This is a genomic window from Allokutzneria sp. A3M-2-11 16 (assembly GCF_024213555.1).
Taxonomy (GTDB): Bacteria; Actinomycetota; Actinomycetes; order Mycobacteriales; family Pseudonocardiaceae; genus Allokutzneria.
Genome location: NZ_JANAVO010000003.1, coordinates 360,199 through 382,050, shown reverse-complemented (window position 1 = coordinate 382,050; position 21,852 = coordinate 360,199). Strand labels below are relative to the sequence as shown.

Below are 21,852 nucleotides of genomic sequence, written 5' to 3'. Positions count from 1 at the left end.
ATGCGTAGCAACCGTTTGACCGGACTGGTGGTGCTCGGCGCCACCGCACTGCTGCTCGCGGGCTGCGGGCAGAAGCTCACCCCGACCGCCCGCGCCGACGACGCCGAGATCACCGCGTACAACACGGCCCGCTTCGACGAGGCCTACGCGAAGCTCGACGAGCAGTTCACCAAGCCGAGGGACCAGAAGTCCACGATCTCCACGCTGGCCGCCTTCGGTGGCAAGAAGGCGCTCAAGGAGATCGACATCGTCTGGTACCAGGGCGCGGACAAGGGCAAGCCGGAACCGCCCGCGATCTTCACCAAGTCCCGCACCAGCAAGGACCGCGGCGACAACTACGACGTCTACCACCCCAGCGGTTCCGAGCGGGACTACGCCCTGCTCGGCGCGCTGTTCAAGGACCTCGCGCCGACACCGTGGGTGTCCTACCCGACGTTCACCCCGAAGAAGGGGTTCAACGTCTGCCTGGTGGCGGGCATCCAGACGGTGTGCGCGATGCAGGACGCGATCAAGCTGACGCAGAAGAACGCGCAGAACGTCTTCAAGCGGTACAAGGAGCTGCCCGACGGCGGCACGCAGCTGGAGACCGGGGTGACGCTGAAGTCCTTCATCGACGGCCGCGTCATGTTCATCCCCGAGGACATCCGCAAGCAGTTCCCGCAGTCGATGCTGGACTCCTTCATCCCGACCAAGATCGTCGCCGCGCCGAACGGCGACTTCAAGTCGATCACGATGAACGGCACCCTGGAGAAGGAGGGCAAGAAGCTGGAGATCGCCATCGCCTACGACATCACGGGCAAGAGCGCGGCCAAGGACTTCCCGCCGCCGATCTCCGACTTCGACGTCACCGCGCTCGGTTCCGAGGCCGCGCGCAAGGAGTTCCTGGACAAGGTCGCCGCCAAGTGACCCGCCCCAGCACTCACCGTCCGGCAGACCAGCAGCACCGAGTTGACGAGGTAGCGCAGCGATGACCACTCCACAGGGCCCCTACCCGCCCCAGCAGCCCGGCCAGTTCCCCCGTCAGGGCCCCCCGACCGGCCCGCAGCCCGGCTTCGGTCCCGGTGGCCCCGGCGGTCCTGGCGGTCCCGGAGGCCCCGGCCCCGGCGGCCCGCGCCCGCCGCAGGGCCCGCCGCCCGGCCAGTTCCCGCAGCAGCAGCACCCCGGCCAGCCCGGTGGTTGGGGCGGTGCGGGCCAGGCGCCCGCGCCCGCCAAGGAGAAGAAGAGCAAGAAGGGCATGCTGATCGGCATCGGCGTCTTCGTCGTGCTGGCCGCAGCCGCCGCGGTGCTGTACTTCATGGGCTTCTTCACCACCAACGTCTTCGACGACAACGCGCTGAAGACGGGCGTGAAGGGCGTGCTGACGAAGGACTTCGGCGTGGCCGAGTCCAAGATCGGCGCGATCGACTGCGGCAGCCGCAACAAGATCGCCGCGGGCTCGTCCTTCCAGTGCAAGGTGACGATCGACGGCAAGCAGAAGGTGTCGATCATCAAGGTGGACAACGACCAGGGCCTCTACACCGTGGGACAGCCCAAGTAGTCAGGCGGGAGGGCCGTGCGCGTACTGCTGGTGGAGGACGACGACGGGGTCGCCGAGGCCCTGGTCGAGGTCCTGAGCGCGCACGGCCACACCCCGACCAGGGTGGCCAGGGGCTCCGACGCGTTGATCGCGCACCGCGGCGCCGACGTGGTGCTGCTGGACCTCGGGTTGCCGGACGGCGACGGGATGGACGTGCTGCGCAAGCTGCGCCAGGTCGCCGACACCCCGGTCGTCGTGCTCACCGCGCGCGGTGACGAGCGCTCCGTGGTCCGCGGGCTGCGCCTGGGCGCGGACGACTACCTGGTCAAGCCGGTGCGGCTGGCGGAGCTGCTGGCCAGGATGGACGTGGTGACGCGGAGGGCCGCCGCCGCGCGCGGCACCGCTCAGGACGACGTGGTGCGGGTGTCCGATGTGGACATTGATGTCCGGGCCCGCTCGGTGACCGTGGGCGGGGACCCGGTTTCCTTGACCGCCAAGGAGTTCGACCTGCTCGCCGTGCTCGCCGCCCGCGCGGGCACCGCGGTCAGCCGCCAGCAGCTGATGGACGAGGTCTGGGGTGACGCGTTCGTCGCGGTGTCCCGCTCGCTGGACGTGCACATGACGCAGCTGCGCGCCAAGCTCGGCAGGCCCGGCCTGCTCACCACGATCCGCGGGTTCGGCTACCGCTTGGAGGCGTAGCCGGTGCGCGCCCGCCTGCTGTTGGTGCTGCTAGGGTTCTCCGTCGCCGTTGTGGCGGCCTTCGCGGTCCCGTTGCTGCTCAGCACATCCGCTGAGCGCACCCAGCGCCTGGTGTTCGACCGCACCGCCGACCTGGACCGGTTCGCCACGCTGACCGAGCAGGCCGATGGCTCCGGTGACACCGGTCAGCTGCTGGCGGAGGCGGGCCGCTACATCGAGCTCTACGGCGAGGGCCTGCTCGTGGTCGACGGCCGGGGCCGCCTCGTCGTGCAGGCGGGAATGTCCTTGCAGGACAACGGAGTTCGGGCGTTGGTGGACGCGGCGCTACGCAACCAGCGGTGGCGCGGAACTCCCGATCTGCGTCCGTGGTCCCGTGAACCGCTGCTGCTGGCGCGTCCGGCGGGGACCGGGACGCGGGTGACCGGAGCCGTGGTGCTGCGCGCCTCGGTCGTCTCCGCCGCCGACGACGTCGCCCAGCGCTGGGCGATCATCCTGGCGGGCGCGGTGGCGGCGACGGTGGCTTTCGCCGCGCTGGCTTCGGGATTGGCGCGGTGGGTGCTGCGGCCGTTGCGGGAGCTGGAGCGCGGAGTGCACGCGGTCGCCTCCGGCGAGCCGAGGGCGCACGTGGAGGTGCGCGGGCCCGCCGAGTTGCGTTCGCTGGCGGGCTCGTTCAACCGGATGTCCGACGCGGTGACCGATTCCCTTGAGCGGCAACGCAGACTGGTGGCGGAGGCATCCCACCAGCTGCGCAACCCGATGGCGGCGCTGCGGTTGCGGGTGGACGGCCTCGAAGGCGCGCTGAACCCGGGCGCCGAGCGCGCCTACCACTCGGTCGTCGGCGAGGTCGAGCGCTTGGAGTCCCTTTTGGACAGTCTGCTCGCGTTGGCGGGCGCGGAGAACAAGGCCGCGACCATCGCTCTGTCCACAGAGGACGCACCGAGCTGCGATGTGGCGCTCGTGGTGGCCGACCGGCTCGACGCCTGGCACGCCGCCGCCGAGCACGCCGAGGTCCGGCTGCTCGCCCCGGCACCGGAGGAGCACCCGCTGCTGGCGGGGTGCGAGGAGGGCGAACTGGCCCAGGTGCTCGACGTGCTGCTGGACAACGCGATCAAGTACGCGGGCGAGGGCAGCACCGTGAGCGTGCGGCACGCCAGGTCCGGCTCCGTGGTCCACCTGGAGGTCTCCGATGACGGGCCCGGGTTGACCGAGGAGGAGATTTCCCTTGCCACAGAACGATTCTGGCGTTCCACTCAGCACCAGGGCAGCCGTGGCAGCGGCCTGGGCCTGGCGATCGCGGACCAGCTCGCCCGCGCGCGCGAGGGCGAGCTGACCATCACGAGCAACACACCGTCCGGGCTCTGCGTCCGCCTGGAGCTGCCGGGGGTCGCGGAATGACGCGGGTGAGCAGGCGCGGCCTACTGCTCGGCGCGCTGGTCGGCGCGGTCGGAGTGGGCTGCACCGATACCGGATACCGGGGTGCGGCAAGGGATCTGCGGATCGCCGCGGGTGAACCGGGCGGGCCGTACCTGGCGTTCGCCGAGCGGCTGGCCGGGCAGATCCGGGAAGCACAACCACTGCTCCGCGCCGAAGCCCTGACCACCCAGGCCAGCGTCGCCAACCTGGCACTGCTCGCGGCGCGCGGCACCGACCTCGCGCTGACCCACGCCGATGCCGCCGAGGCCGCGGCGACCGGGCGGGCGCCGTTCAGCTTCGCCACCCAGCTGCGGGCGCTCGGCCGGATCTACGAGAACTACCTCCAGGTCGTGGTGCGCGCCGACTCCCCCGTGCAGCGGGTCGCGGACCTCAAGGGGCGCAACGTGTCCATGGGCGCGCCGGGGTCCGGTGCCGCGCTGCTGGCGACCCGGCTCGCCGCCGTCGCGGAGCTGACCGACCTGCGGACGCGGCAGCTGCGACTGGCCGACGCCGTGACCGCGTTGGAACGCCGCGAGATCGACGCCCTGGTCTGGTCCGGCGGAGTGCCCACACCCGCGATCGCCGAGCTGGACGAGCGGGTGGGCGTGCGGCTGCTGCCCCTGGACGACGTGTACCCAAAGCTGCGCGAGGCTCACGGACCCGTCTACGAACAGGTTTCCGTGCCCGCGGGCGGCTACAAGTGGGTGCGGTCGCTGCCCACCGTCGGCGTGGCGAACCTCGTCGTGTGCCTGCCCGACCTGCCCGACGACATCGCCGCCGAGGTCACCACCGTGCTGGCCGAACGCGCCGATCGCCTGGTTCCGCGAGAAGCCCTCGGCGCGCAGTTCCTCGACGTGCGCGCCCTGATCGCGACCGCGGGCATCCCATTGCACTCCGGAGCCGCCGCCGTCTACCGCCGCCTCCACGGCTAGCGCCGACGTACGCCGGTCTTCAAGTACCACGCACCCCCACCACAACCATCGCGCTTACGTACCCAATGTGGCATTTGTTTCGTCAGACGTAACGAGTGCCACATTGGGTACGTAAGCGCGGCGCTGGGGTGCGGGGGTCTTGAAGACGCGCCAATTCGGGTCAGCGGTGGCGGGCCACCTCGTAGGCGGCGGAGCCGATCAGTTCCAGGGAGACCTGGAGGCGTTCGCTGCTGATGTTCGCGGCGATGGTGTCCTCGGGCGTGTGGTAGGTCGGCTCCAGCAGCGCCGGGCCGGTCTCGCCGCGCCAGCTGAAGTTCGCCGAGGCGATCCCGCGCTCGTGGAACGGCACGTGATCGCTGGAGCCGCGCGCCACCGGGCCCTTCGTCCGCGGCTGGTAGCCGAGCCGCTGCGCAGCGGCAGCCACCGCGCCGGTGGTGTTGTTGTTGCCGCCGTCGACCGACAGCAGCCAGTACACGACGGCCGGGTCCCAGCTCGTGGCGACCATGTCGTTCTGGAAGCAGCCCGAAATGCGCTTGGCGTCGACGTCGGAGAGCTGCTTGACGTAGTGCCGCGAGCCGATCAGGCCCTGCTCCTCCGAGCCCCACAGCGCGAAGCGGACCGCCTGCTGCGTGGGCAGGTACCGCAGCACCCTGGCCAGCTCCAGGCAGAGCGCGGTGCCGCTGCCGTCGTCGTTGGCGCCGGGCGAACCGGGCACGCTGTCGTAGTGGGCGCTGATCATCACGACCTTGCCGTCCGGGTTCGGCAGCGTGGCCGGACGCTCGGCGAGCACGTTGTAGGAGGTGAGGTTCCTGTGGTGGGTCGCGGTGAGGCTCATCCGCACGGGGCCCGCCGCCAGCCGCTGCGTGAGCCGCTCCCCCTGGATCTGCGCCAGGCCCAGCACGGGCACGGGCAGGGCGGCGGGCAGCGTCGGGGTGAACGCGCTGAGCTTGCGCTCCGGGGTGCCCTTGCGGGAGAGCAGGACGGCGATCGCGCCCGCCTCCACCGCGAGCCGCGGCGCGGCGCTGTTGACCTGCGAGTCGGGCACGAAGGCGATCTGGCCGCGCACGTGCGCCAGCTCCTCGGGCGTGGCCTTGCCGATGTCGACCACCGCGCCGGAGACCGTCACGTCGAGCTTGCCCTGCGGCGCGGCGCCGGTCTGCCACTTCGGCCCGCGGTCGCCGACCACGGAGATGTCGGCGAGGTGCTTGTCGGCGACGGGGAAGGGCTGCAACGTCACGTCGTAGCGGAGCCTGCGCAGCACGCCCGCGATGTAGTCGGCGGCCCGCCGCTCGGACGGGGTGCCGCCGATCCGCGGGCCGATCTCGTTGCTGAGCACCTGGAGGTGTTCCATGGCGCGGCGGGCGCTGGCCCTGGCCACGACGGCGCGGTCCCCGATCGCCAGGGACGGCGGCAGCTGGGCCCCGGGGCGCTGCCGGGTCACCGCGGCGGCGGTTCCGGGTAGCAGCCCGACGGTGGCGAATCCGGCTAACGCGACGGCACCCGCGAGAAGGTCACGGCGGCGCACGGCCATGGTGGACGTCCTCTCCCCAGACCGGCCCCGGGACAGGAACCGGTTGACCTGAACGTATGTCGCGGATTCGGCCCTGCCAACGGCCTTTTGCAGCAGCGCGCAACTGCACGCAGGGGCTACTCCGAAGGGCCCGCCTGCCGCTGGGCCGGAACCGTCTTCTCCAGGCAGGAGCCCCCTGGTGGCAGGCTCTACCATCGATCAACTCAGCCACCGAGTGAACGAAGGCGAGCAATGGCCACCCCCATTCGAGCCCCGTCCCTCCCCTTCGCCCTGGCCGGGTTCGGCAGCGCCGTCGGGATCGTCGCGGTGATCGGCGCCTCCTTCGGCGGTGGCGCGAAGGAGACCTACGCGGCGCTGCGGCTGCCCGACTGGGCCCCGCCCTCCTGGCTTTTCGGTCCTATGTGGACGGTCGTATACGCGCTGATGGCGCTCTCCGGCTGGCTGTACTGGCGAGCGGGCGGGTCCAAGACCGGGGTGGCCGTCTACGGGTTCGGCCTGCTCCTCAACGCGGCGTGGGTCCCGCTGTTCTTCGGTGCGGGGATGGCGGTCTACGCGCTGTTGGACATCCTGGCGCTGAACCTGGTGGTGCTGGTGACCGCGTGGCTGTTCTTCCGCCGCTCGCGCCTCGCCGCGCTGTTCCAGGGCATCTACCTGCTGTGGCTCGTCTACACCGCGGCGCTCAACCTCGCGGTCGTAATCCTCAACTAACGTTCCGCTTTTCCCCGTTTCGTACTCTTAACGGGTTTTGGAGCGCTCTAATCCACGGTATTGAGTACGAAACGGGGTTCTCTAGACCACCCCGGCCCACGTTGGGGGCATCTAGGGGTGGAGTGGTGGGTCGTAGCTTAGTCGACGCGCGTGGTGGGTGTTCACCTTGTGTTGGGGATGGGCGCTTATCGTGCGCGGCATGAAGAGCCTGTTGTCGCGGCGTGGGGTGCTTGGGGGTGCGCTCGCCGTTGCCCTCGGGGTGGGGCGTGGTCGCGAGGTTTTGGTTGCTACCAATGAGCCCTGGGCGACGTATCACGTCAAACCCCTGCTCGCGGAGGCGGCGCGGCGCGGGTGGCGGCTGACCCAACTGGTGCCGGACTACTCGAAGGTCACGCCAGGCGACCCGGTGCCGGTGGCGACTCCGGCGGACGCTCCCCGCGCGGACCTGCTCGTGGTCACCGGAGCCGGCGACTGGCCCGCCGACTGCGCGGCGCGGTTCCGCCGGACCCGGGTGGCCGCGAGCGCGCTCGCCTACCAGGTGCCGGTTGAAGCACCACGCGCCCGGGAGATCCGCCGCCGCCTGCGCGTGATTACCGCGTCCTCCCCCGCCGAAGCTCGTGCGTTCGGCACCTATCTCGGCACGAAGAGGCGGGTCGAGGTCGTCGGCTCGCCGCAGACCGACGACCTCCCGCGGCGCGCTCCGGAGAAGGACCTCGTGCTGGTCCTCACCAGCGTCACCCATCCCGACGGCACGGGGAGCGCGGCGCCGGGAACGGAGCTCCTGCTCGCCGCGGCGGAACGGCTCGCCGCCGCGGGCAAGCGCGTCCTGGTCGGCCTGCACCCCCGCGAAAACCGCCGCCTGTGGGAGAAGTACGAGATCAGCCCGGTCAGCTCGCTCGCGGCGTCGGCCAGGGCGGAGGCCGCGATCGGCATTCCCGGCACGGTGTTCCCGTTGATCGCGGCGGTCGGCACGCCGCTCGTGGGCTGCACCGACCCCGCCCTCACCGTGCCGGACTACCTGCGCGCGGTCTGCTCCTCCACGATCGGCGACGCCGCCCAGGCCGTGGCCGCCGTGAGAGACGCGCGCCTGCCCGACGCGGCGACGCTGGCCGACGCTGTCGGACCGATCGGCGGATCGGCGCGGCGACTGCTCAACGAGTGGGACTGAACTCGGCTTCGAGCAGGTCGGTGAAGATGCCGATCGCGTCCGTCCAGTCCCCGTTCATGTTGGCGCTGAGCACATGGCGGCCGTCCCGCGTGCCGAAGGTGTAGGTCCAGGACCCGAAGATCGAGCCCGCCATGCCCCACACCACGACCCCGGACGACAGCCGCAGCTCGACCAGGCCGAGGCCGTAAGCGGTGTTGTCGATCCAGTCCTTCGTCGGCACCGTCGTGGTCATCTCCCGCATCAGTTCCGGCGGGAGCAGCCGTCCGCCGAGCAGCTCGCCGAAGAACCGGTTCAGCTCGCCCGCCGTGGAGATCATGGCTCCAGCGGCCCAGAACGGGCTGCCGTCCAGCTCGGTCACGTCGTGGATCGGCGCGTTCGGATCGGGGTCGTACAGCCGCGTGTAGTGCCGCGAGTGCGGTCCGCGGATCTTCTCGTCGGACGGCAGGTAGGTCCCGGGCAGGGCGATCCGCCCGCCGATCTCCTCGTCGAGCCGCGCGCCGGTGACCCGTTCGATGATCATCCCGGCGAGGACGTAGTTCGTGTTGGAGTAGCCCCAGCCCGTGCCGGGCGCGAAGTCCGCGGGGTACGACATCGCGATCTTGACGAGCATCTCCGGCGTGTAGTGCTCGTGCTGGCTCAACGCCTCCTGGTCATTGGTGTAGCTGAAGATCCCGCTCGTGTGGTTGAGGAGCTGCCGCACCGAGACACCGCCGACGCCGGGCACCCACCGCTCGACGGCGTCGTCGAGGCTGAGCCGGTTCTCGGCGACGAGTTGCAGCAGCACCGTCGCGACGAAGGTCTTGGTGGTGCTGCCGATGCGGAACCGGTGCTCGGGCAGGCGCGGGGCGCCGGTCGCGGTGTCGGCCACCCCGGCCGCGCCGAACCAGCGCCGGTCGCCGTCCTGGACCTCGACGAGGATGCCGGGCACGGCGCGTTCGAGTACTCCCTGGATCGCGTTCACACCGCGAAGCTACGTTGCGTTTCTAAAACTATCAAACTGCTCATTGCAATGAGCTGGACGCGAACGCTACAGGGGCAGCGCGCGCTCGTGCACGACGTGCTTCATCACCAGGGTGGAGCTGAGCCGTTGCACTCCGGGCAGCGTCGCCAGCTTCTCGTCGTAGAGCCGCTGGAACGCCTCCAGGTCCGCGGTGGCGATGCGCAGGAGGTAGTCGGGGTCGCCGAAGAGGCGCTGCGCCTGCAACACGTGCGGGATGTCCACGAGCGCCTGCTCGAACGCGGCGACGGTGTCGCGGTCCTCCTGGCGCATGGTGACGAAGACGAGCGCCTGGAACGCCAGCCCGACCACCCCGGCGTCCAGGATCGCCCGGTACCCGCGGATCGCCCCGCCGCGCTCCAGCTCGCGGAGCCTGCGGTGGCACGGCGACAGGCTCAACCGCACCCGCGCGGCCAGTTCCGTCACCGTCAGCCGCCCGTTGTCCTGGAGCTCAGCAAGGATCTTCCTGTCGACGTCGTCCATGGGGAAGATTCTTCCACTAGAGCGCTGATCAGCGACAATACTTAGAAACATCTTTGGCCGATGCCGACCTAATCTCCTTGCATGGCTATCAGCTCCGTCGCCGCGTTCTGGGCAGTGTCCGTCCTGCTCGTCCTCGTCCCGGGGGCGGACTGGGCGTACACGATCTCCGCCGGCATCCAGGACCGATCGGTGGTGCCCGCGGTGGGCGGCCTGCTGCTCGGCTACGTCGGGCTCACCGCCGTGGTCGCGGCCGGGGTCGCCGCCGTCGTGGCGAGCACCCCGTTCGTGCTCACCGCGCTGACCTCGGTGGGCGCGCTGTACCTGGTGTGGATCGGCGGGACGACGCTCGCCCGTCCCGCCGCGGTGCCGGGCGCCGATGTGGACGCCCCGGGGCGGACATCCCGGGTAGCACGGGTGCTCAAGGGCGCGGGCATCAGCGGCCTCAACCCGAAGGCGCTGCTGCTCTTCCTCGCGCTGTTGCCCCAGTTCACCACTCCCGCCGGGAGCTGGCCGCTCGCCGCGCAGATCAGCACCCTCGGCGTCGTGCACACCTTGACCTGCGGCGCGATCTACCTGTGCGTCGGCGTGCTGGCCCGGGTGGTACTGCGGGCGCGACCGGCCGCAGCGCGCGTGGTCAGCCGGGTCTCCGGCGCGGCGATGGTGCTGATCGGCGTGCTGCTGCTGGTGAACCAGTAGTTTCGGCTCGTGGCCGAGTTCGAGGAGCTGGTCGAGCCCCATCGCGCCGAGCTGCGGGCGCACTGCTACCGCATGCTGGGCTCACTGCACGACGCCGACGACGCGCTCCAGGAGGCGTTGGTCCGCGCGTGGCGTTCGCTGGACCGGTTCGACGATCGCGGTTCGGCGCGGGCCTGGCTCTACAAGATCGCCACCAATCGGTGCCTGACCCTGATCGAGGGACGCGCGCGGCGGGAGATCCCCACCCCGTTCCCGGACGCGCAGCTCGACTCCCTTTCGCCGGAAGCTCGTTACGCGGCAAGGGAAAGCGTGGAGCTCGCGTTCGTGGTGGCGCTCCAGCACCTCGGCGGGCGGCAGCGGGCGGTGCTGCTCCTGCGCGAGGTCCTGGGCTTCTCTGCGCGCGAGGTCGCCGAACTACTGGACACCACCGTCGCGTCGGTCAACAGCGCGCTGCAACGCGCTCGAGCCGCCCTCGACGCGCGGCGTTCGGACGTGAGCCAGCAGGCGACGCTGCGTTCCCTCGGCGAGGACCGCGTTCGAGAACTCGGCGAGAAGTACTTGGCAGCGTGGGAAAGCGGCGACGTCGCGGCGATCGTGGAGTTGCTGACCGAGGACGCCAGGTTCTCCATGCCGCCGCTGCCGAAGTGGTACGTGGGGCCCGCCGCCATCGCGGAGTTCCTTCGCGAAGGCCCGCTGACCGATCGCTGGCGCTTCCTTCCCGCGCGGGCCAACGGGCAGCTCGCGTTCGGCACATACATGTGGAACGGATCGGTCTACGTGCCCGCGGGGCTCGACGTCCTAGCGCTGCGCGGGGACAGGGTCGCCGGGGTCGTCTCGTTCCTGGACGCCGACTTCAGCCTGTTCGGCCTGCCCCCGGAAATTTCTCGCTGAGTTCCGCTGAGTGCCGATGAGTTCTGTCGTGTTCGCGGGTTCTACCGGTGACAGCACCCGACGAACGGAAGGCGAACCCGTGAACGAGCAAGAGATCCGGACCCTGATCGAACGGTGGGCGGTCGCCGTGCACGAAGGCGACCTGGACGGCGTTCTCGCTGATCACACCGACGACATCGTGATGTTCGACGTCCCGCCGCCGTACGACGGCGTCCACGGCATCGACGCTTATCGCGCGACGTGGCCGCCGTTCTTCCAGTGGCAGGCGCAGGGAGCGTCGTTCGAGATCGTCTCGCTCGAGGTCACCGCCGGGGAGGACGTCGCGTTCGCCCACGCGCTGCTGCGGTGCGGCACCCCGGACGAACTCGCGGCGCAGCCCGAGAACCGGCTTCGGCTCACCCTGGGGCTGCGGAAGGAGCGGGGCCGGTGGGTTGTGGCGCATGAACACCACTCGTTCCCGCACTCCACGTAGGCGGGTGCCCGGTGTGCTGCCGGTACTGGCGGCTGAAGTAGGCGAGGTCGGCGTAGCCCAATGCGGCGGCCACCTGGGTCACTGACATCCCGGTCTCGCTCAACAGGTGGTGCGCGCGCTCGATCCTGGCGGTGATCTGGAAGCGGGTCGGCGTGAGCCCGGTGTGCGCGATGAACCGGCGGGTGAACTGGGCCCGGGACAGGGCGGCCCGCGCGGCGAGTTCGGTCACCGACCACCGCCTGCGCGGGTCCTGCCGGATGGTCTCGGTGATCTCGTCGAGCGCGCGGTCCACCTTCCGGCGCGGCGGCGCGGTCAGCTCGGCGTGCAGCAGCGCGATGAGTTGTTCCAAGCACAGCAACGTCTGTCGCACGCCGAGCTCGTCGCCGCGTTGGAAGCTGCGGTCGGCGAGCCGCGCCAACGAGGTGAGCAACGACAGGTCGCCCAGCTGCGCCCAACGGGGCTCGGTGGTGATGTCCTCGGCGGTGTCGAAGTGCATCCCGAAGACCAGCAATCGCCGCCGCGGGTTGTGCCCGGCGATCGGCGCGTCACCGGGCCGGAAGACCGCGCAGAAGCCGGGCTCCAGCTCGCGGCGCCGATCGTCGAGGCTCATGTGCCCTCGGCCGTCGAGCACGCACCACAGCAGGTGGTCGCCGAGCGGCCGCGAGTGCCACGACCAGGACGGCTCACACCGCCAGAACGTGGGCGGCGAGTTCAGATGCGTCATAAGTGCAACACCTCGCGCTTCGAGTCACTGGCGTGGCGCGGTAATTCGTCGCGATCCTTGATGGCATGAGCGAATCATTCAAGCAGGCATTCGACCAGGAAGGATACGCCGTCGCGCGCGGCGTGTTCGGTCTCGACGAGGTCGAACGGCTCCGCGAGCACTACATGGCGCTCCGCAAGCGCCGTTACTCCGATGACGTCGTCGGCGTCCGGGCTGGCGACCGTGACCCGCTGCGGCGCTACCCGCGGATGGCGCAGATGCACCGCTGGGACGAGGACAGCCTGCGCTGGCTGCTCGACCCGCGCCTGCGCGGCCTGCTGGTCGACCTGCTCGGCGCGGAACCGTTCGCGGTGCAGACGATGCTCTACTTCAAGCCGCCCGGTTCACGGGGCCAGGCGCTGCACCAGGACAACTTCTACCTGCGCGCCGAGCCGGGCACGTGCGTCGCGGCGTGGATGGCGTTGGAGCGCGCCGACGTCGGCAACGGCTGCATGCTCGTCGTGCCCGGCAGCCACCGCTGGCCGATCCTGTGCACCGCGAAGGCCGACACGAAGACCAGCTTCACCGACGTCACCGTGCCGCTCCCGGTGGGCCCGGACGCCGTGCCGGTCGAGATGGAGCCCGGGGATGTGTTGTTCTTCAACGGTTCCCTCGTCCACGGCAGCGCGCCCAACACCACCGACGACCGCTTCCGGCGCGCGCTCATCGGCCACTACATCGAGGGCGACGCGCGCACCGTCGCGTCCTACTACCACCCCGCGCTCCGCATGGACGGCTCGCCGCTCCAGCTGGACGTGAGCGAGGGCGGCGGCCCCTGCGGGGAATGGACCGAGCAGGGCACGATCGCGCTCACCGGCGAGCAGCTCGTCACCCGGAGCCATGAGTGATCAGCTTCTCCACCAGGGCGCGGTAGTCGTCCTTCATCGGCAGCTCGCGTTCGACGTGGACCTGCCGCCGGGTGGTGGTGACGTCGACGCCGCGCACGGGGTCGTGGCCCTCGCGGCTGACGTCCTCCCGCCACAGGCCGATGCCGCGGCGGTGCCAGGTGGGCACCTCGTTGAAGTTGATCCCGTGCTGGAACAGGAGTTCGTTCTTGTCCGCGGCGGTCGTGCCTTGCAGGCGTTTGGTGGCCTCCTGGCGGGAAGCGCCCGCCTTGCGGAGAGTCCAGTAGCACCAGCCGTTCAGCGCGCAGCGGGTCGCGTCGGCCTGGCGCCAGGACACGTAGTCGATCACGTCGCCCACGCCCGCGCCGATCCAGACCCGGCTGTCGAAGTGCGCGGGCTGACCGGCGGCGTGGGTGAACGCGGCGGAGGCTACGCCCGCGGAGATCGACACGATCTTCTCGACGCCGCGCCCGAAAAGACCGTGCTCCGGGTCGAGCACGAGGGAGATCTCGTCGCTCTCGGTGTAGACGTAGCGGGCGCCGAACTCCGTCAGCATCGCCTGCGCGGTCTCCACCATGAGCCCGGAGAACCGCGCGTCGAACGGCTTGTCGAAGTGCTGTTCGGTGAACCGGGAGAACCCGCGTCCGTCGACCCGGACGACCGTCCACACGCCGGGCGGCACCGTCAGCTCGTGGAACCATTCCCTGGCACGTTGCCCGGCTTCGAACTCGGCCCCGTGCATCGTCACTCCTCAAAGGGTTGAACGTCGAACCCGCCACGGCCGTCGAACCGCACGGTGAACAGCTCGTCGAACCCGTCAGTCGGCAGAGGCTTTCGCAGGCGTTTCAGGGTGGCATACAGCCCCACATCGGGCACGCGGGTTTTGTTGTCCCTCAGGGCGTTTCGCTCGTGCGACGCGGCGATGTCCGGCGGGAACCAGTACCCGGCGATCCGCGCCCCGCGCGCCCGGCCGACCTCCATGATCGGCAGCCACTCCTCGGCGGAGGGATTGGTGTTGTCGACGGCGACATCGCGCCCCGCGTCGAGTGCTTCGCCGATCAGCCGCAGCTGCCGCGCTTGCCTGCGCCGCGCGTTCGGGAAGGCGTCCTTGCTGACGTGGTGGTGGGTCGCGGCCAGCACGGCGCGGTAGAAGCTCGTCTTCCCGGACGCCTGGAGTCCTATGAGGATCGCGATCTCGGTCATGCGACCGCCGCGGCCAGCTTGGCGATCTCGGCGGGACCGACGCGGCAACACCCGCCGATCAGCCTCGCCCCGGCTTCGATCCAACTCACGTCGAACGTGGGATCGCCGCGCCAGACGTTGGTCGCGCCGTCCCACTCACCGCCCCCGTTCGGATACGCCACAACGGGTTTGCCGCTGACTTGGGTGGCGATCCCCACGGCGGCGGCCACATCACCGGGCTCGCAGCAGTTGACCCCGGTCGCGATCACCGTGCCGGAGTCCACTGCGAACGCATGCTCCAGTGGCTGACCGGCGTTCGTGGACGTTCCCTTGACGCTGTAGGACAACCAGGCCGGAATGCCGATGTCGTCGGCGATCCGCAGCAGGGCCTCCGCCTCGTCGATGTCCGGGATCGTCTCCAACGCGAACACGTCGGGGTGTTCCTCCGCCAGGGTTTCCATCCTCGGGCGGTGGAACCGTTCCAGCTCGTCGACGCTCAGCCCGTAACGCCCGCGGTACTCCGATCCGTCCGCCAGCATCGCGCCGTACGGGCCGACCGACGCCGCGACCCAGCGCCGACCGTCCACTTCGGACGCTGCTTCCCTCGCGAGAGCCACGCTCCGCTTGAGCAGCGCCACCGCCTCGCCCTTGCTGTGCCCGCGCGCGGCGAAGCCCTCGAACGTGGCCTGGTAGCTGGCGGTGATCACGACCTCCGCCCCGGCGCGGAAGTACGCGAGGTGCGCCGCGGTGATCGCGCTCGGATCGTCGTGCAGCAACCGGGCCGACCACAGCGCGTCCGAGAGGTCGTGCCCGGCGGCGGCCAGTTCGTTCGACAGTCCGCCGTCGAGCACCACCGGACGACGCTTCAGTGCTTCGATGAGCGAGTCCACATCCCCATGCAACCACCTGGCAGGAGACCCCGTGAACAAGGCGCTACTGGACCTGTGGTCGTCGGCGAGCGGCTTGGAGCTGATGCGGGTGTTGGCCGAGAATCCCGAACCGCAGTCCGACCAGTACTCCATGCTCGGCCTCCAGGTCTCGCGGGCGGCCGAGGGCCGGGTCGAGATGGCGTGGACGCCGGGCGACTCGCTGGCCAACTTCGTCGGGACCGTGCACGGCGGCTACACCGCCATGGTCCTGGACGAGACCTGTTGCAGCGCCGGAGTCAGCATCGGCGACCGCTGCTACCCGATGAACACGCTGAACCTGACCGTGGACTACGTGCGCGCGGTGCAGCCCGGCAAGGCGTACTCGGTCGTGGCCGAGGTCGTGCACGCAGGCCGCGCCCGACTGCTGACCAACGCGTCCATCCGCGACGACGAAGGCAACCTCGTCGCCCAGGCCCACGCGGCTCTCCTGCCCAACAAGCCTCAGCCCAAGGCGGAGCAGGACGGGACGACGACCCCGTAGAGGTCGGTGATCATCGCGAGCGCTCCGTGGTGGACCTGGTCGGCGGGCACCTCGGAGACGGCCGTCTGCAAAGGACGGCTCGCACACGCGTCGGCCACCACGGTCGCCTTGGTGCCGCGCAGGAACGCGCCCGCGGCGGTGGCGGCCACGCACATGTGGGTCATGAACCCGGCGATGATGACATCGGTGTTGCCGGACGCGTCGACCAGCTCGCCCAGCTCCGTGTCGGTGAACGAGTTGGGGAACCCTTTGACGACAACGTGTTCGCCGTCGACGGGTGCCACGCGAGGGTGGATCTGGCCGATGTCCGCGCGGATGTCGAAGGGAGTCCCCTCGCCGCTGTCGTGGATGACGTGGACCACCTTCGTGCCCGCTTTCCGCGCTGCCGCAAGGAGTTCGGCCGCGTTGTCCAGTGCGGGCCCCCATCCCGTCAGCTCCATCACGCCCTGCGTGTAGGTGTTCTGGTAGTCGACCAGGACCAAGGTCGCCGTCGCCAGCGATGCCGGGGTCTTGTCGAGGCCGTTGAGCTCGCGCAGGGTCGTCGTGGGCACGTGGTGTCCTTCCTCGGAGGATCTTGACGCCTCCGACGCTACGATCGGCCACGGATGTCGGCAATGACGTCCGACTTGCAGATCCGGACATCCCGTTGGAGTCGCCTTGAGCCGCGTCGAACCCCTCGTCGTCATCGTCCTGTTCGACGGCGTCGACCTGCTCGACGTCACCGGCCCGCCGGAGGTTTTCTCTTTGCTGCGCCGGGAACTGGACGGTGCGCCGGGCTACCGCGTCATCCTGGCCGCCGAGACCGCGGACCCGGTGACCACCTTCGCCGGGGTCCGCGTCCTGCCCGACGTCACCTTCGACGAGGTGGCCGAGCAGAAAATCGACACGCTCATCGTTCCCGGCTCCGTCTCCGTCGACGAGCAGCGCCGCGTGCGCGCCGTCGCCGATCCCGTCGTGGTCGACCGGGTGCGGGCGCTCGCCAGCCGGACGCGGCGGGTCGCCTCCGTCTGCGTGGGCGCGCACATCCTCGCCGCCGCCGGACTGCTCGACGGCAGGCGGGCCACCACCCACTGGTCCACCGCGCGGCAGCTCGCCACCGAGCACCCCGCGGTCGACGTCGACCCCGACCCGATCTTCATCCGCGACCGCGACGTGTGGACCGGCGCGGGCATCAGCGCCTGCCTCGACCTGTCGCTCGCGCTCGTCGCCGACGACTTCGGCGAGGCCGTCGCGCTCGGCGTGGCCCGGCAGCTCGTGATGTACCTGAAGCGGCCGAGCGGGCAGAGCCAGTTCAGCATCCCCCTCGAACCCGTCTCCACCACGCGCCGCGTTGACGACCTCCGCCACCACATCACGCGGAACATCGCCGACCCGCTCACCGTCGCCGACCTCGCCGCGCAAGCCCACGTGAGCGAACGGCAGCTCACCCGGATCTTCAAGTCCGAGCTCGGCACGACGCCCGCCGCCTACCTCGAATCCGCTCGCGTGGAGGTGGCGCGCAACCGCCTCGAATCCACTGATGACGCGCTTGAACGGGTCGCGTCGGCGTGCGGCTTCAATACGATCGACACGTTGATTCGCGCCTTTCGTCGGCAGATTGGGATGACGCCCACGGAGTACCGCAGGCGCTTCCGCCCCTCCGCGTTATGAGTGCAAACGGGAGAGCTAGGCCTTGACCACCTTGTACGCGTCGTTCGAGTCGTCCCAGTAGCTGGTTGCCTTGACACCGATCAGCCAGGCACCGGTCGGCCCGTCCGACTTGGCCCGCGGGGACACGGTGAAGTCAAATTCCTTTCCCTGCCGGGAGGAATACTTCATGTCCTTGGTGTTCCGGCACTTACCCGGACGATCTTTGCCGTGGTAGTAGCCACATGCCTGCGCCCACACGTAGGCGCCCTTGGAGTCGTTCAGGTCCAGGTCGTACAGCTTCCCGGTCACGTGGAACTTCCCGTCGGAACAACCCCATTTCATGGTGCCCGCGGCGCGGGCACGGACGTTGCCGCCGGAGTCTTCCCGGGAATTCAGGTCGAAGCTCTCGCTGTGCGCGCACTTCGGCTTCGCGGCGAGGGCGGGGGGTGCGGTGCTGACGGCTACCAGCGACAGCAGGGCGGAGGCGGTGGCCGCCCCGGCGATCCGGCGGGTCCAGTTGGTCACGGGTACTACCTCTCGATGCGGGCGGAAAAGCGAATGCCCTCAAGCACACTCATGCTTTTCACCCGAATTGGTGACCAGCTAAGGTATTCTTGAGCTTCACTTTCTCGACCGAAGAAGCGTATCGACTCCCGGATCGGTTCGCATCAGATGGTATCGGCGGTAGCCGAAATGACTCACCAAAGAAGCCGACGGACTTTCACGAAATGTTCGGGCTCGCTGTTTTACGAAGGGGTCCTACTGGGGTCCTGCTTCGGGCGGTGTCCTTGGCTGCCGGTCGGCGGGGCGCGATGCTCGTGTCGTGAACACATCAGACAGGCATCCCGGGCCGGGAAACAACGTGTTGCGGGCACTGCTCGACGAAGCCGGGATGAGCAACATCGAACTCGCGGGCGCCGTGGTCGCGGCAGGCGCCGAGGAAGGCGTTCACCTGGGCACCAGCGCCACGACGGTTCGCCGGATGCTCGACGGATCGCAACCGCGCAGGCCGGTGCCACGGTTGGTCGCGGAGGTGCTCAGCCGACAGTTGGGGCGCGAGGTCAGCGTTGCCGACTGCGGATTCGCCGAGCGCGGGTCTGAGTCAGCGGACACCTACGAACCGTTGGACGGCGCCATGCGCACAGTGATCGAGCTGTCCGGCGACGATGTCGGTCTCCGGGCGGCATTGCTGGGGTCGGTTCCGGGCAGACGCATCGGCATGGCCGACGTCGACGGCTTGACCGAGAACATCGCGCGCCTCCGCGGACTCGACCGGAGATTCGGGTCGAGCAGTGTGCGGGAGCCAGTGATCCAGCTCTTCCGTCGCGGGTGGAACGCGGTCGCGCACGGCACCTACTCGGAGCGCACCGGACGCGCGCTGCTGAGCGCGGTCGCACAGGCATGTTGGCTGGCCGGGTCCGCGACAGCCGACGCCGGGCGCCACGTCGAAGCTCGGCGCTACTCCATGCAGACCCTCACCCTGGCGATGGCGGCCGGAGATCGGCTCTACGCCGCCCACGTGCTGTCACACCTGAGCCGCGTCACCGCGCAGCACAAGGTCTCCCTCGCACGCGCAGGCCGGAACATGTTGGGGCGAAACGACACTCCGACCCTGGCGGCGTTGCTGCACGCCGTCGAAGCTCGCGGGCACGCCCAGCTCGGCGATCACAGCGCGATGCGCGAGTCGATGCGGGAAGCCGAGCGGCACTTCGCCCGCCAAGCCGAGGAACCCGCCTGGTTGAGCCATTACACCGAAGCCGAACTCGCCGCGGACCTCGGGCGGTGCCTGCGCGACACCGGAGATCCCGAGCAGGGCCTGCGCATGATCAGCCGGGTCGTGGACGAGTACGAGCCTTGGCGTGTGCGCAGCCGTTGTTACGTGCGGACCGACCTCGCGCTCACCCACCTCGCGCGCGACGACCACGAGCAGGCAGCCTCCCTGGGAGAACAGGCGATCAGCATCGCCACCACGATGAAATCCGACCGAATGGTTCGCCGCCTTCGGGTACTGCACGACGCCGTGCGACCGTTGACGTCCCGGTCGCGTCCCTTGGGAGACCTCGACGATCGGCTCGTCGCGTTCCTCGCGAGCTAGGTGAGGGCATCGAGCTGCGACAGGATCGACGGATCGCTGATCTTCTCGTCCTCGGCGAGCAGGAGCACCTTGCTCAGCACGACGCTGGTCATCCGGTCCTCGTCGGCGAACGGCAGGAAAAGCCGCCGATGTGCCTTGGCGCCAAAGGACTCCGGCACGATGCACAGGTAACCGCCGGGTTCGACGTGGATGCTGCCGCTGGTCAGGTGCACCCGGTAGGTCGCCCGCGTGCCGCGCACCACGGCCGCCTGCCCGTCGACGGTGACGCGGTCCAGCCGCAGGTCGTCGATGAGCGCCGCGAGCACACGTCCCCGGCTCGCCGCCTGCGCGGGTGACAGGTACGCCCCCTGCTCGGTTCCCGCGACGGACACCACCAGGTCCAGGTCGCGCATCACCTCGGAGAACACCACGGGCGGCACGTCGGCCAGCTGTGTCGGCGTGCCGTCCGCCAGGAAACGAACCTCGCCGACCAGGACGTCCCCCATGCCGAAGTAGCCGTGGAAGTCGCAGCGGAGCGCGGCGGTGAGGCCGTCTCCGACAGCTCGGGTCGCCTGGTGGTCGTCGTAGTCGCCGTGGGTGAACCAGCCCCGCCCGGACAGCAGTTGCCCCGCGACCCGGCCGTTCACCATCTGCCCGGCGAACCGCAGCGACACGTCGCCCGCCTCGCGCTCGGCCGGGGTGAGGACGTACAGCTCCCGGAACACCTGCTTGACCGGTTGCTGGAGCCGCCGTCGAACGATCTCCGCCTGCCAGTCGCCGAGCGCCTGCCGCTCGTGCAGGTCGAGCGGGTGCACGGCGGTAACGGGGCCCGTGGTGTCGACCTGGTCAAGCAAGCCGATCTTGCCGAGCCGGTCCCGCCAGAGCAGCGCGGGCAGCATCGCCGCACCGGCGGGCAGCGACAGCAACCGGGCCAGCTCGTCCGGCGTCAGGGTCCCGGAGGTGGCGACCAGTCGTTCCACCAGTCCGGTCCGCATCCGGCGAGCCTGCTCCCGCAGCCGTTCCTGATGCTCGCGCAGCCCGGCGTAACCGGGATCGGCGCGGACGACGGCGGGCACGGACTTCAATGCCTTGCCCGCCCGGCTCACCACGATTACCGGGTCGGCGCCGTCGAATCGCAGTGCGACGCGGTAATCGCCGACCTCTGCCTCCGTGCGGGTCTCGGCGGCGATGCGAGCCTCGCAGTCCCATTCCAGGCGGCTCGCCTCGACACCGGCCACCTGCGCCAGGTGGTCGAGCGCGATCTCGATGGCGGCGGCGTGGCTGTGCTTGCGGTTGGGGCCGAGCTTGGCGCCCTTCTTCGCGGACTCGCGGAGCGCCAGGTAGCGGTCGAGGACCGTCTCGTCCGGAGCCAACGGCAGCATCCCGAACGCGGCGATGCCTTGCAGCGCATTGTGTTTCACGCGCCGCAGAACTTGGGCGCGGTTGTCCCCCAGCACTGCGGAGACCAGCTCGTTCGGTTCGAGTTCGAGCAGGCGCCGAGCGGTTCCCACGTCGTCGATCGCGGCGAGGATGGCGGCGCGATCGTGGCGGATGGCCTCGTCGACCGGCATCGCCCGGATCAGCCGCAGCAACGGCGCCGCGCGCTCCAGGCCGAACAGCGGCAGCAGCGCTTCGGCGTCACCAGCGCGCAGCCGCCACGCGAACGCCCGCCGCTGTTCCTCCGGTCGTTCCTTCAGCAGATCGAGCAGCGCGAGGCGTTCCTCGTCGGTCAGCTCCGCCGTACCGAGATGGTCAGCCACTTGCTCGTTGCCGGACCAATCGAGCGCCACCCGGACGAACCGCAGGCCGCGCGGCAGGAACACCTTGGGCAGCGCGTCCCACTCCGCCGGAGCCGGCGCGGAAACGAGTTTCCACGTCAGCGCGTCCACGTGTTCGCGCACCGCGTCCGCACTGGCGTCGGTGATCGCGTGGCCGAGGTAGCTGTCGTCGGTGAAAGCCCGCTCGACTACGGCGGCGTCCAACGCACCTTTGTGGTGCAGCGCATCGAGAATCCGCGCCTTGGCGTCCCGGCTCAGCGTGCCGAGCGGGGTGAGGACGAGCAGCCGCAGCAGGTCCGTGTCCGTCGTCTGCTCCGCCACCTCGTCCAGCAGCAGCCGGTGCCGCACGTCGCAGTCGAGGTAGGCGGCGAGCAGGGCTTTCCGGTGCGCGGTCGGCCAAGGCGCGTCCAGCAGGTCGGCGATGTCGTCCGGCCGGTCGACCGGGAAACCGGCGTCGTAGAGCTCGTCCAGCTCCGCGATGACGTCCCTGACATACGGTGTCAGGTTGCCGATCGTCCGGTCCTCGCCCTTCTCGATGCGGAGCCGGATCTTCTCGGCGGTGGCACGCATTCCCGCCAGGTCCCCGGCCCGGACCTCATCCACCAGCTGCCACAACGCCTCGCGCTCCTCGCGGATGACGTCGGCGTACACCTGCTCCATCCGCG

24 protein-coding genes are annotated in these 21,852 nt (G+C 69.9%); 14 read left to right on the top strand and 10 right to left on the bottom strand.

The genetic code is table 11. The annotated features are described in order from the left end of the window. The 5 genes from NLX83_RS23500 (at position 1) to NLX83_RS23480 (ending at position 4,560) form a co-directional block, all read left to right on the top strand. A complete protein-coding gene (locus NLX83_RS23500) occupies positions 1–906 on the top strand; it encodes a lipoprotein (RefSeq protein ID WP_254237288.1) in 906 nt (301 codons plus the stop codon). Positions 907–967: 61 nt separating this feature from the next. Then, on the top strand, positions 968–1,537 hold the full coding sequence (locus tag NLX83_RS23495; protein ID WP_254237287.1) for a DUF4333 domain-containing protein: 570 nt from the start codon (positions 968–970) through the stop codon (positions 1,535–1,537). A 15-nt stretch (positions 1,538–1,552) separates the two neighbouring features. Beyond that, on the top strand, positions 1,553–2,215 hold the full coding sequence (locus NLX83_RS23490; protein WP_254237286.1) for a response regulator transcription factor: 663 nt from the start codon (positions 1,553–1,555) through the stop codon (positions 2,213–2,215). Between the two features lie 3 nt (positions 2,216–2,218). Beyond that, positions 2,219–3,610, top strand: a complete 1,392-nt coding sequence (locus NLX83_RS23485; RefSeq protein WP_254237285.1) for a sensor histidine kinase — start codon at positions 2,219–2,221, stop codon at positions 3,608–3,610. Further along, a complete protein-coding gene (locus NLX83_RS23480; RefSeq protein ID WP_254237284.1) occupies positions 3,607–4,560 on the top strand; it encodes a TAXI family TRAP transporter solute-binding subunit in 954 nt (317 codons plus the stop codon). Before NLX83_RS23485 ends, NLX83_RS23480 begins: the two co-directional genes overlap by 4 nt. A 160-nt stretch (positions 4,561–4,720) precedes the next feature. Here the strand turns inward: NLX83_RS23480 and NLX83_RS23475 are convergent, their stop codons facing one another. Then, a complete protein-coding gene (locus NLX83_RS23475; RefSeq protein WP_254237283.1) occupies positions 4,721–6,091 on the bottom strand; it encodes a M28 family peptidase in 1,371 nt (456 codons plus the stop codon). 231 nt (positions 6,092–6,322) lie between these two features. On the opposite strand from NLX83_RS23475, the gene NLX83_RS23470 reads away from it, so the two are divergent. Next, the gene (locus NLX83_RS23470) at positions 6,323–6,799 is read left to right on the top strand and encodes a TspO/MBR family protein (protein WP_254237282.1); all 477 of its coding nucleotides are present in this window, start codon (positions 6,323–6,325) and stop codon (positions 6,797–6,799) included. A gap of 199 nt (positions 6,800–6,998) precedes the next feature. Further along, positions 6,999–7,967, top strand: coding sequence for a hypothetical protein (locus tag NLX83_RS23465; protein WP_254237281.1), 969 nt, complete (start codon positions 6,999–7,001; stop codon positions 7,965–7,967). Here the strand turns inward: NLX83_RS23465 and NLX83_RS23460 are convergent. Then, complete coding sequence (locus NLX83_RS23460) at positions 7,951–8,928, bottom strand: serine hydrolase domain-containing protein (RefSeq protein ID WP_254237280.1); 978 nt, start codon at positions 8,926–8,928, stop codon at positions 7,951–7,953. The genes NLX83_RS23465 and NLX83_RS23460 overlap by 17 nt on opposite strands. 66 nt (positions 8,929–8,994) lie before the next feature. Further along, positions 8,995–9,447 (bottom strand): Lrp/AsnC family transcriptional regulator, encoded by a 453-nt coding sequence (locus tag NLX83_RS23455; protein WP_254237279.1) that lies wholly within the window; start codon positions 9,445–9,447, stop codon positions 8,995–8,997. Between the two features lie 81 nt (positions 9,448–9,528). On the opposite strand from NLX83_RS23455, the gene NLX83_RS23450 reads away from it, so the two are divergent. The 3 genes from NLX83_RS23450 to NLX83_RS23440 all read left to right on the top strand — a co-directional run bounded on the left by NLX83_RS23450 (position 9,529) and on the right by NLX83_RS23440 (position 11,506). Further along, the gene (locus NLX83_RS23450; RefSeq protein ID WP_254237278.1) at positions 9,529–10,143 is read left to right on the top strand and encodes a LysE family translocator; all 615 of its coding nucleotides are present in this window, start codon (positions 9,529–9,531) and stop codon (positions 10,141–10,143) included. 9 nt (positions 10,144–10,152) lie between these two features. Further along, a complete protein-coding gene (locus tag NLX83_RS23445; protein ID WP_254237277.1) occupies positions 10,153–11,034 on the top strand; it encodes a sigma-70 family RNA polymerase sigma factor in 882 nt (293 codons plus the stop codon). A 79-nt stretch (positions 11,035–11,113) separates the two neighbouring features. Next, positions 11,114–11,506, top strand: coding sequence for a YybH family protein (locus tag NLX83_RS23440; protein WP_254237276.1), 393 nt, complete (start codon positions 11,114–11,116; stop codon positions 11,504–11,506). Here NLX83_RS23440 and NLX83_RS23435 read toward each other — a convergent pair. Further along, positions 11,430–12,230, bottom strand: coding sequence for an AraC family transcriptional regulator (locus NLX83_RS23435; RefSeq protein WP_254237275.1), 801 nt, complete (start codon positions 12,228–12,230; stop codon positions 11,430–11,432). The two genes, NLX83_RS23440 and NLX83_RS23435, sit on opposite strands and share 77 nt — an antisense overlap. Positions 12,231–12,295: 65 nt before the next feature. On the opposite strand from NLX83_RS23435, the gene NLX83_RS23430 reads away from it, so the two are divergent. After that, a complete protein-coding gene (locus NLX83_RS23430; RefSeq protein ID WP_254237274.1) occupies positions 12,296–13,117 on the top strand; it encodes a phytanoyl-CoA dioxygenase family protein in 822 nt (273 codons plus the stop codon). Here NLX83_RS23430 and NLX83_RS23425 read toward each other — a convergent pair. Genes NLX83_RS23425 through mmuM form a run of 3 tightly spaced genes read right to left on the bottom strand, consistent with a single transcriptional unit; the run spans position 13,098 to position 15,186 of the window. Further along, entirely contained in the window at positions 13,098–13,856 is a 759-nt protein-coding gene (locus tag NLX83_RS23425; protein ID WP_254237273.1) for a tRNA(His) guanylyltransferase Thg1 family protein, read from the bottom strand. The two genes, NLX83_RS23430 and NLX83_RS23425, sit on opposite strands and share 20 nt — an antisense overlap. A 2-nt stretch (positions 13,857–13,858) precedes the next feature. Further along, positions 13,859–14,317 carry an AAA family ATPase gene (locus tag NLX83_RS23420; protein ID WP_254237272.1) on the bottom strand — a complete coding sequence of 153 codons (459 nt, stop codon included), beginning with the start codon at positions 14,315–14,317 and terminating at the stop codon, positions 13,859–13,861. Further along, positions 14,314–15,186 carry a homocysteine S-methyltransferase gene (gene mmuM, locus NLX83_RS23415; protein WP_254237271.1) on the bottom strand — a complete coding sequence of 291 codons (873 nt, stop codon included), beginning with the start codon at positions 15,184–15,186 and terminating at the stop codon, positions 14,314–14,316. Before mmuM ends, NLX83_RS23420 begins: the two co-directional genes overlap by 4 nt. A gap of 31 nt (positions 15,187–15,217) precedes the next feature. Here mmuM and NLX83_RS23410 point away from each other — a divergent pair, with 31 nt between their 5' ends. After that, the gene (locus NLX83_RS23410; RefSeq protein ID WP_254237270.1) at positions 15,218–15,706 is read left to right on the top strand and encodes a PaaI family thioesterase; all 489 of its coding nucleotides are present in this window, start codon (positions 15,218–15,220) and stop codon (positions 15,704–15,706) included. On the opposite strand, the gene NLX83_RS23405 is transcribed toward NLX83_RS23410, so the two are convergent. Further along, positions 15,667–16,257 carry a cysteine hydrolase family protein gene (locus tag NLX83_RS23405; protein ID WP_254237269.1) on the bottom strand — a complete coding sequence of 197 codons (591 nt, stop codon included), beginning with the start codon at positions 16,255–16,257 and terminating at the stop codon, positions 15,667–15,669. The genes NLX83_RS23410 and NLX83_RS23405 overlap by 40 nt on opposite strands. A gap of 106 nt (positions 16,258–16,363) precedes the next feature. On the opposite strand from NLX83_RS23405, the gene NLX83_RS23400 reads away from it, so the two are divergent. Further along, positions 16,364–17,356: a GlxA family transcriptional regulator gene (locus tag NLX83_RS23400; protein WP_254237268.1), complete on the top strand. Its 993-nt coding sequence runs from the start codon at positions 16,364–16,366 to the stop codon at positions 17,354–17,356. 15 nt (positions 17,357–17,371) lie between these two features. Here the strand turns inward: NLX83_RS23400 and NLX83_RS23395 are convergent, their stop codons facing one another. Beyond that, positions 17,372–17,860 carry a hypothetical protein gene (locus NLX83_RS23395; RefSeq protein WP_254237267.1) on the bottom strand — a complete coding sequence of 163 codons (489 nt, stop codon included), beginning with the start codon at positions 17,858–17,860 and terminating at the stop codon, positions 17,372–17,374. Between the two features lie 298 nt (positions 17,861–18,158). On the opposite strand from NLX83_RS23395, the gene NLX83_RS23390 reads away from it, so the two are divergent. Then, complete coding sequence (locus NLX83_RS23390) at positions 18,159–19,430, top strand: hypothetical protein (protein ID WP_254237266.1); 1,272 nt, start codon at positions 18,159–18,161, stop codon at positions 19,428–19,430. Here NLX83_RS23390 and NLX83_RS23385 read toward each other — a convergent pair. After that, positions 19,427–21,847 (bottom strand): DUF4132 domain-containing protein, encoded by a 2,421-nt coding sequence (locus tag NLX83_RS23385; RefSeq protein ID WP_254237265.1) that lies wholly within the window; start codon positions 21,845–21,847, stop codon positions 19,427–19,429. The genes NLX83_RS23390 and NLX83_RS23385 overlap by 4 nt on opposite strands. Positions 21,848–21,852: the final 5 nt, after the last annotated feature.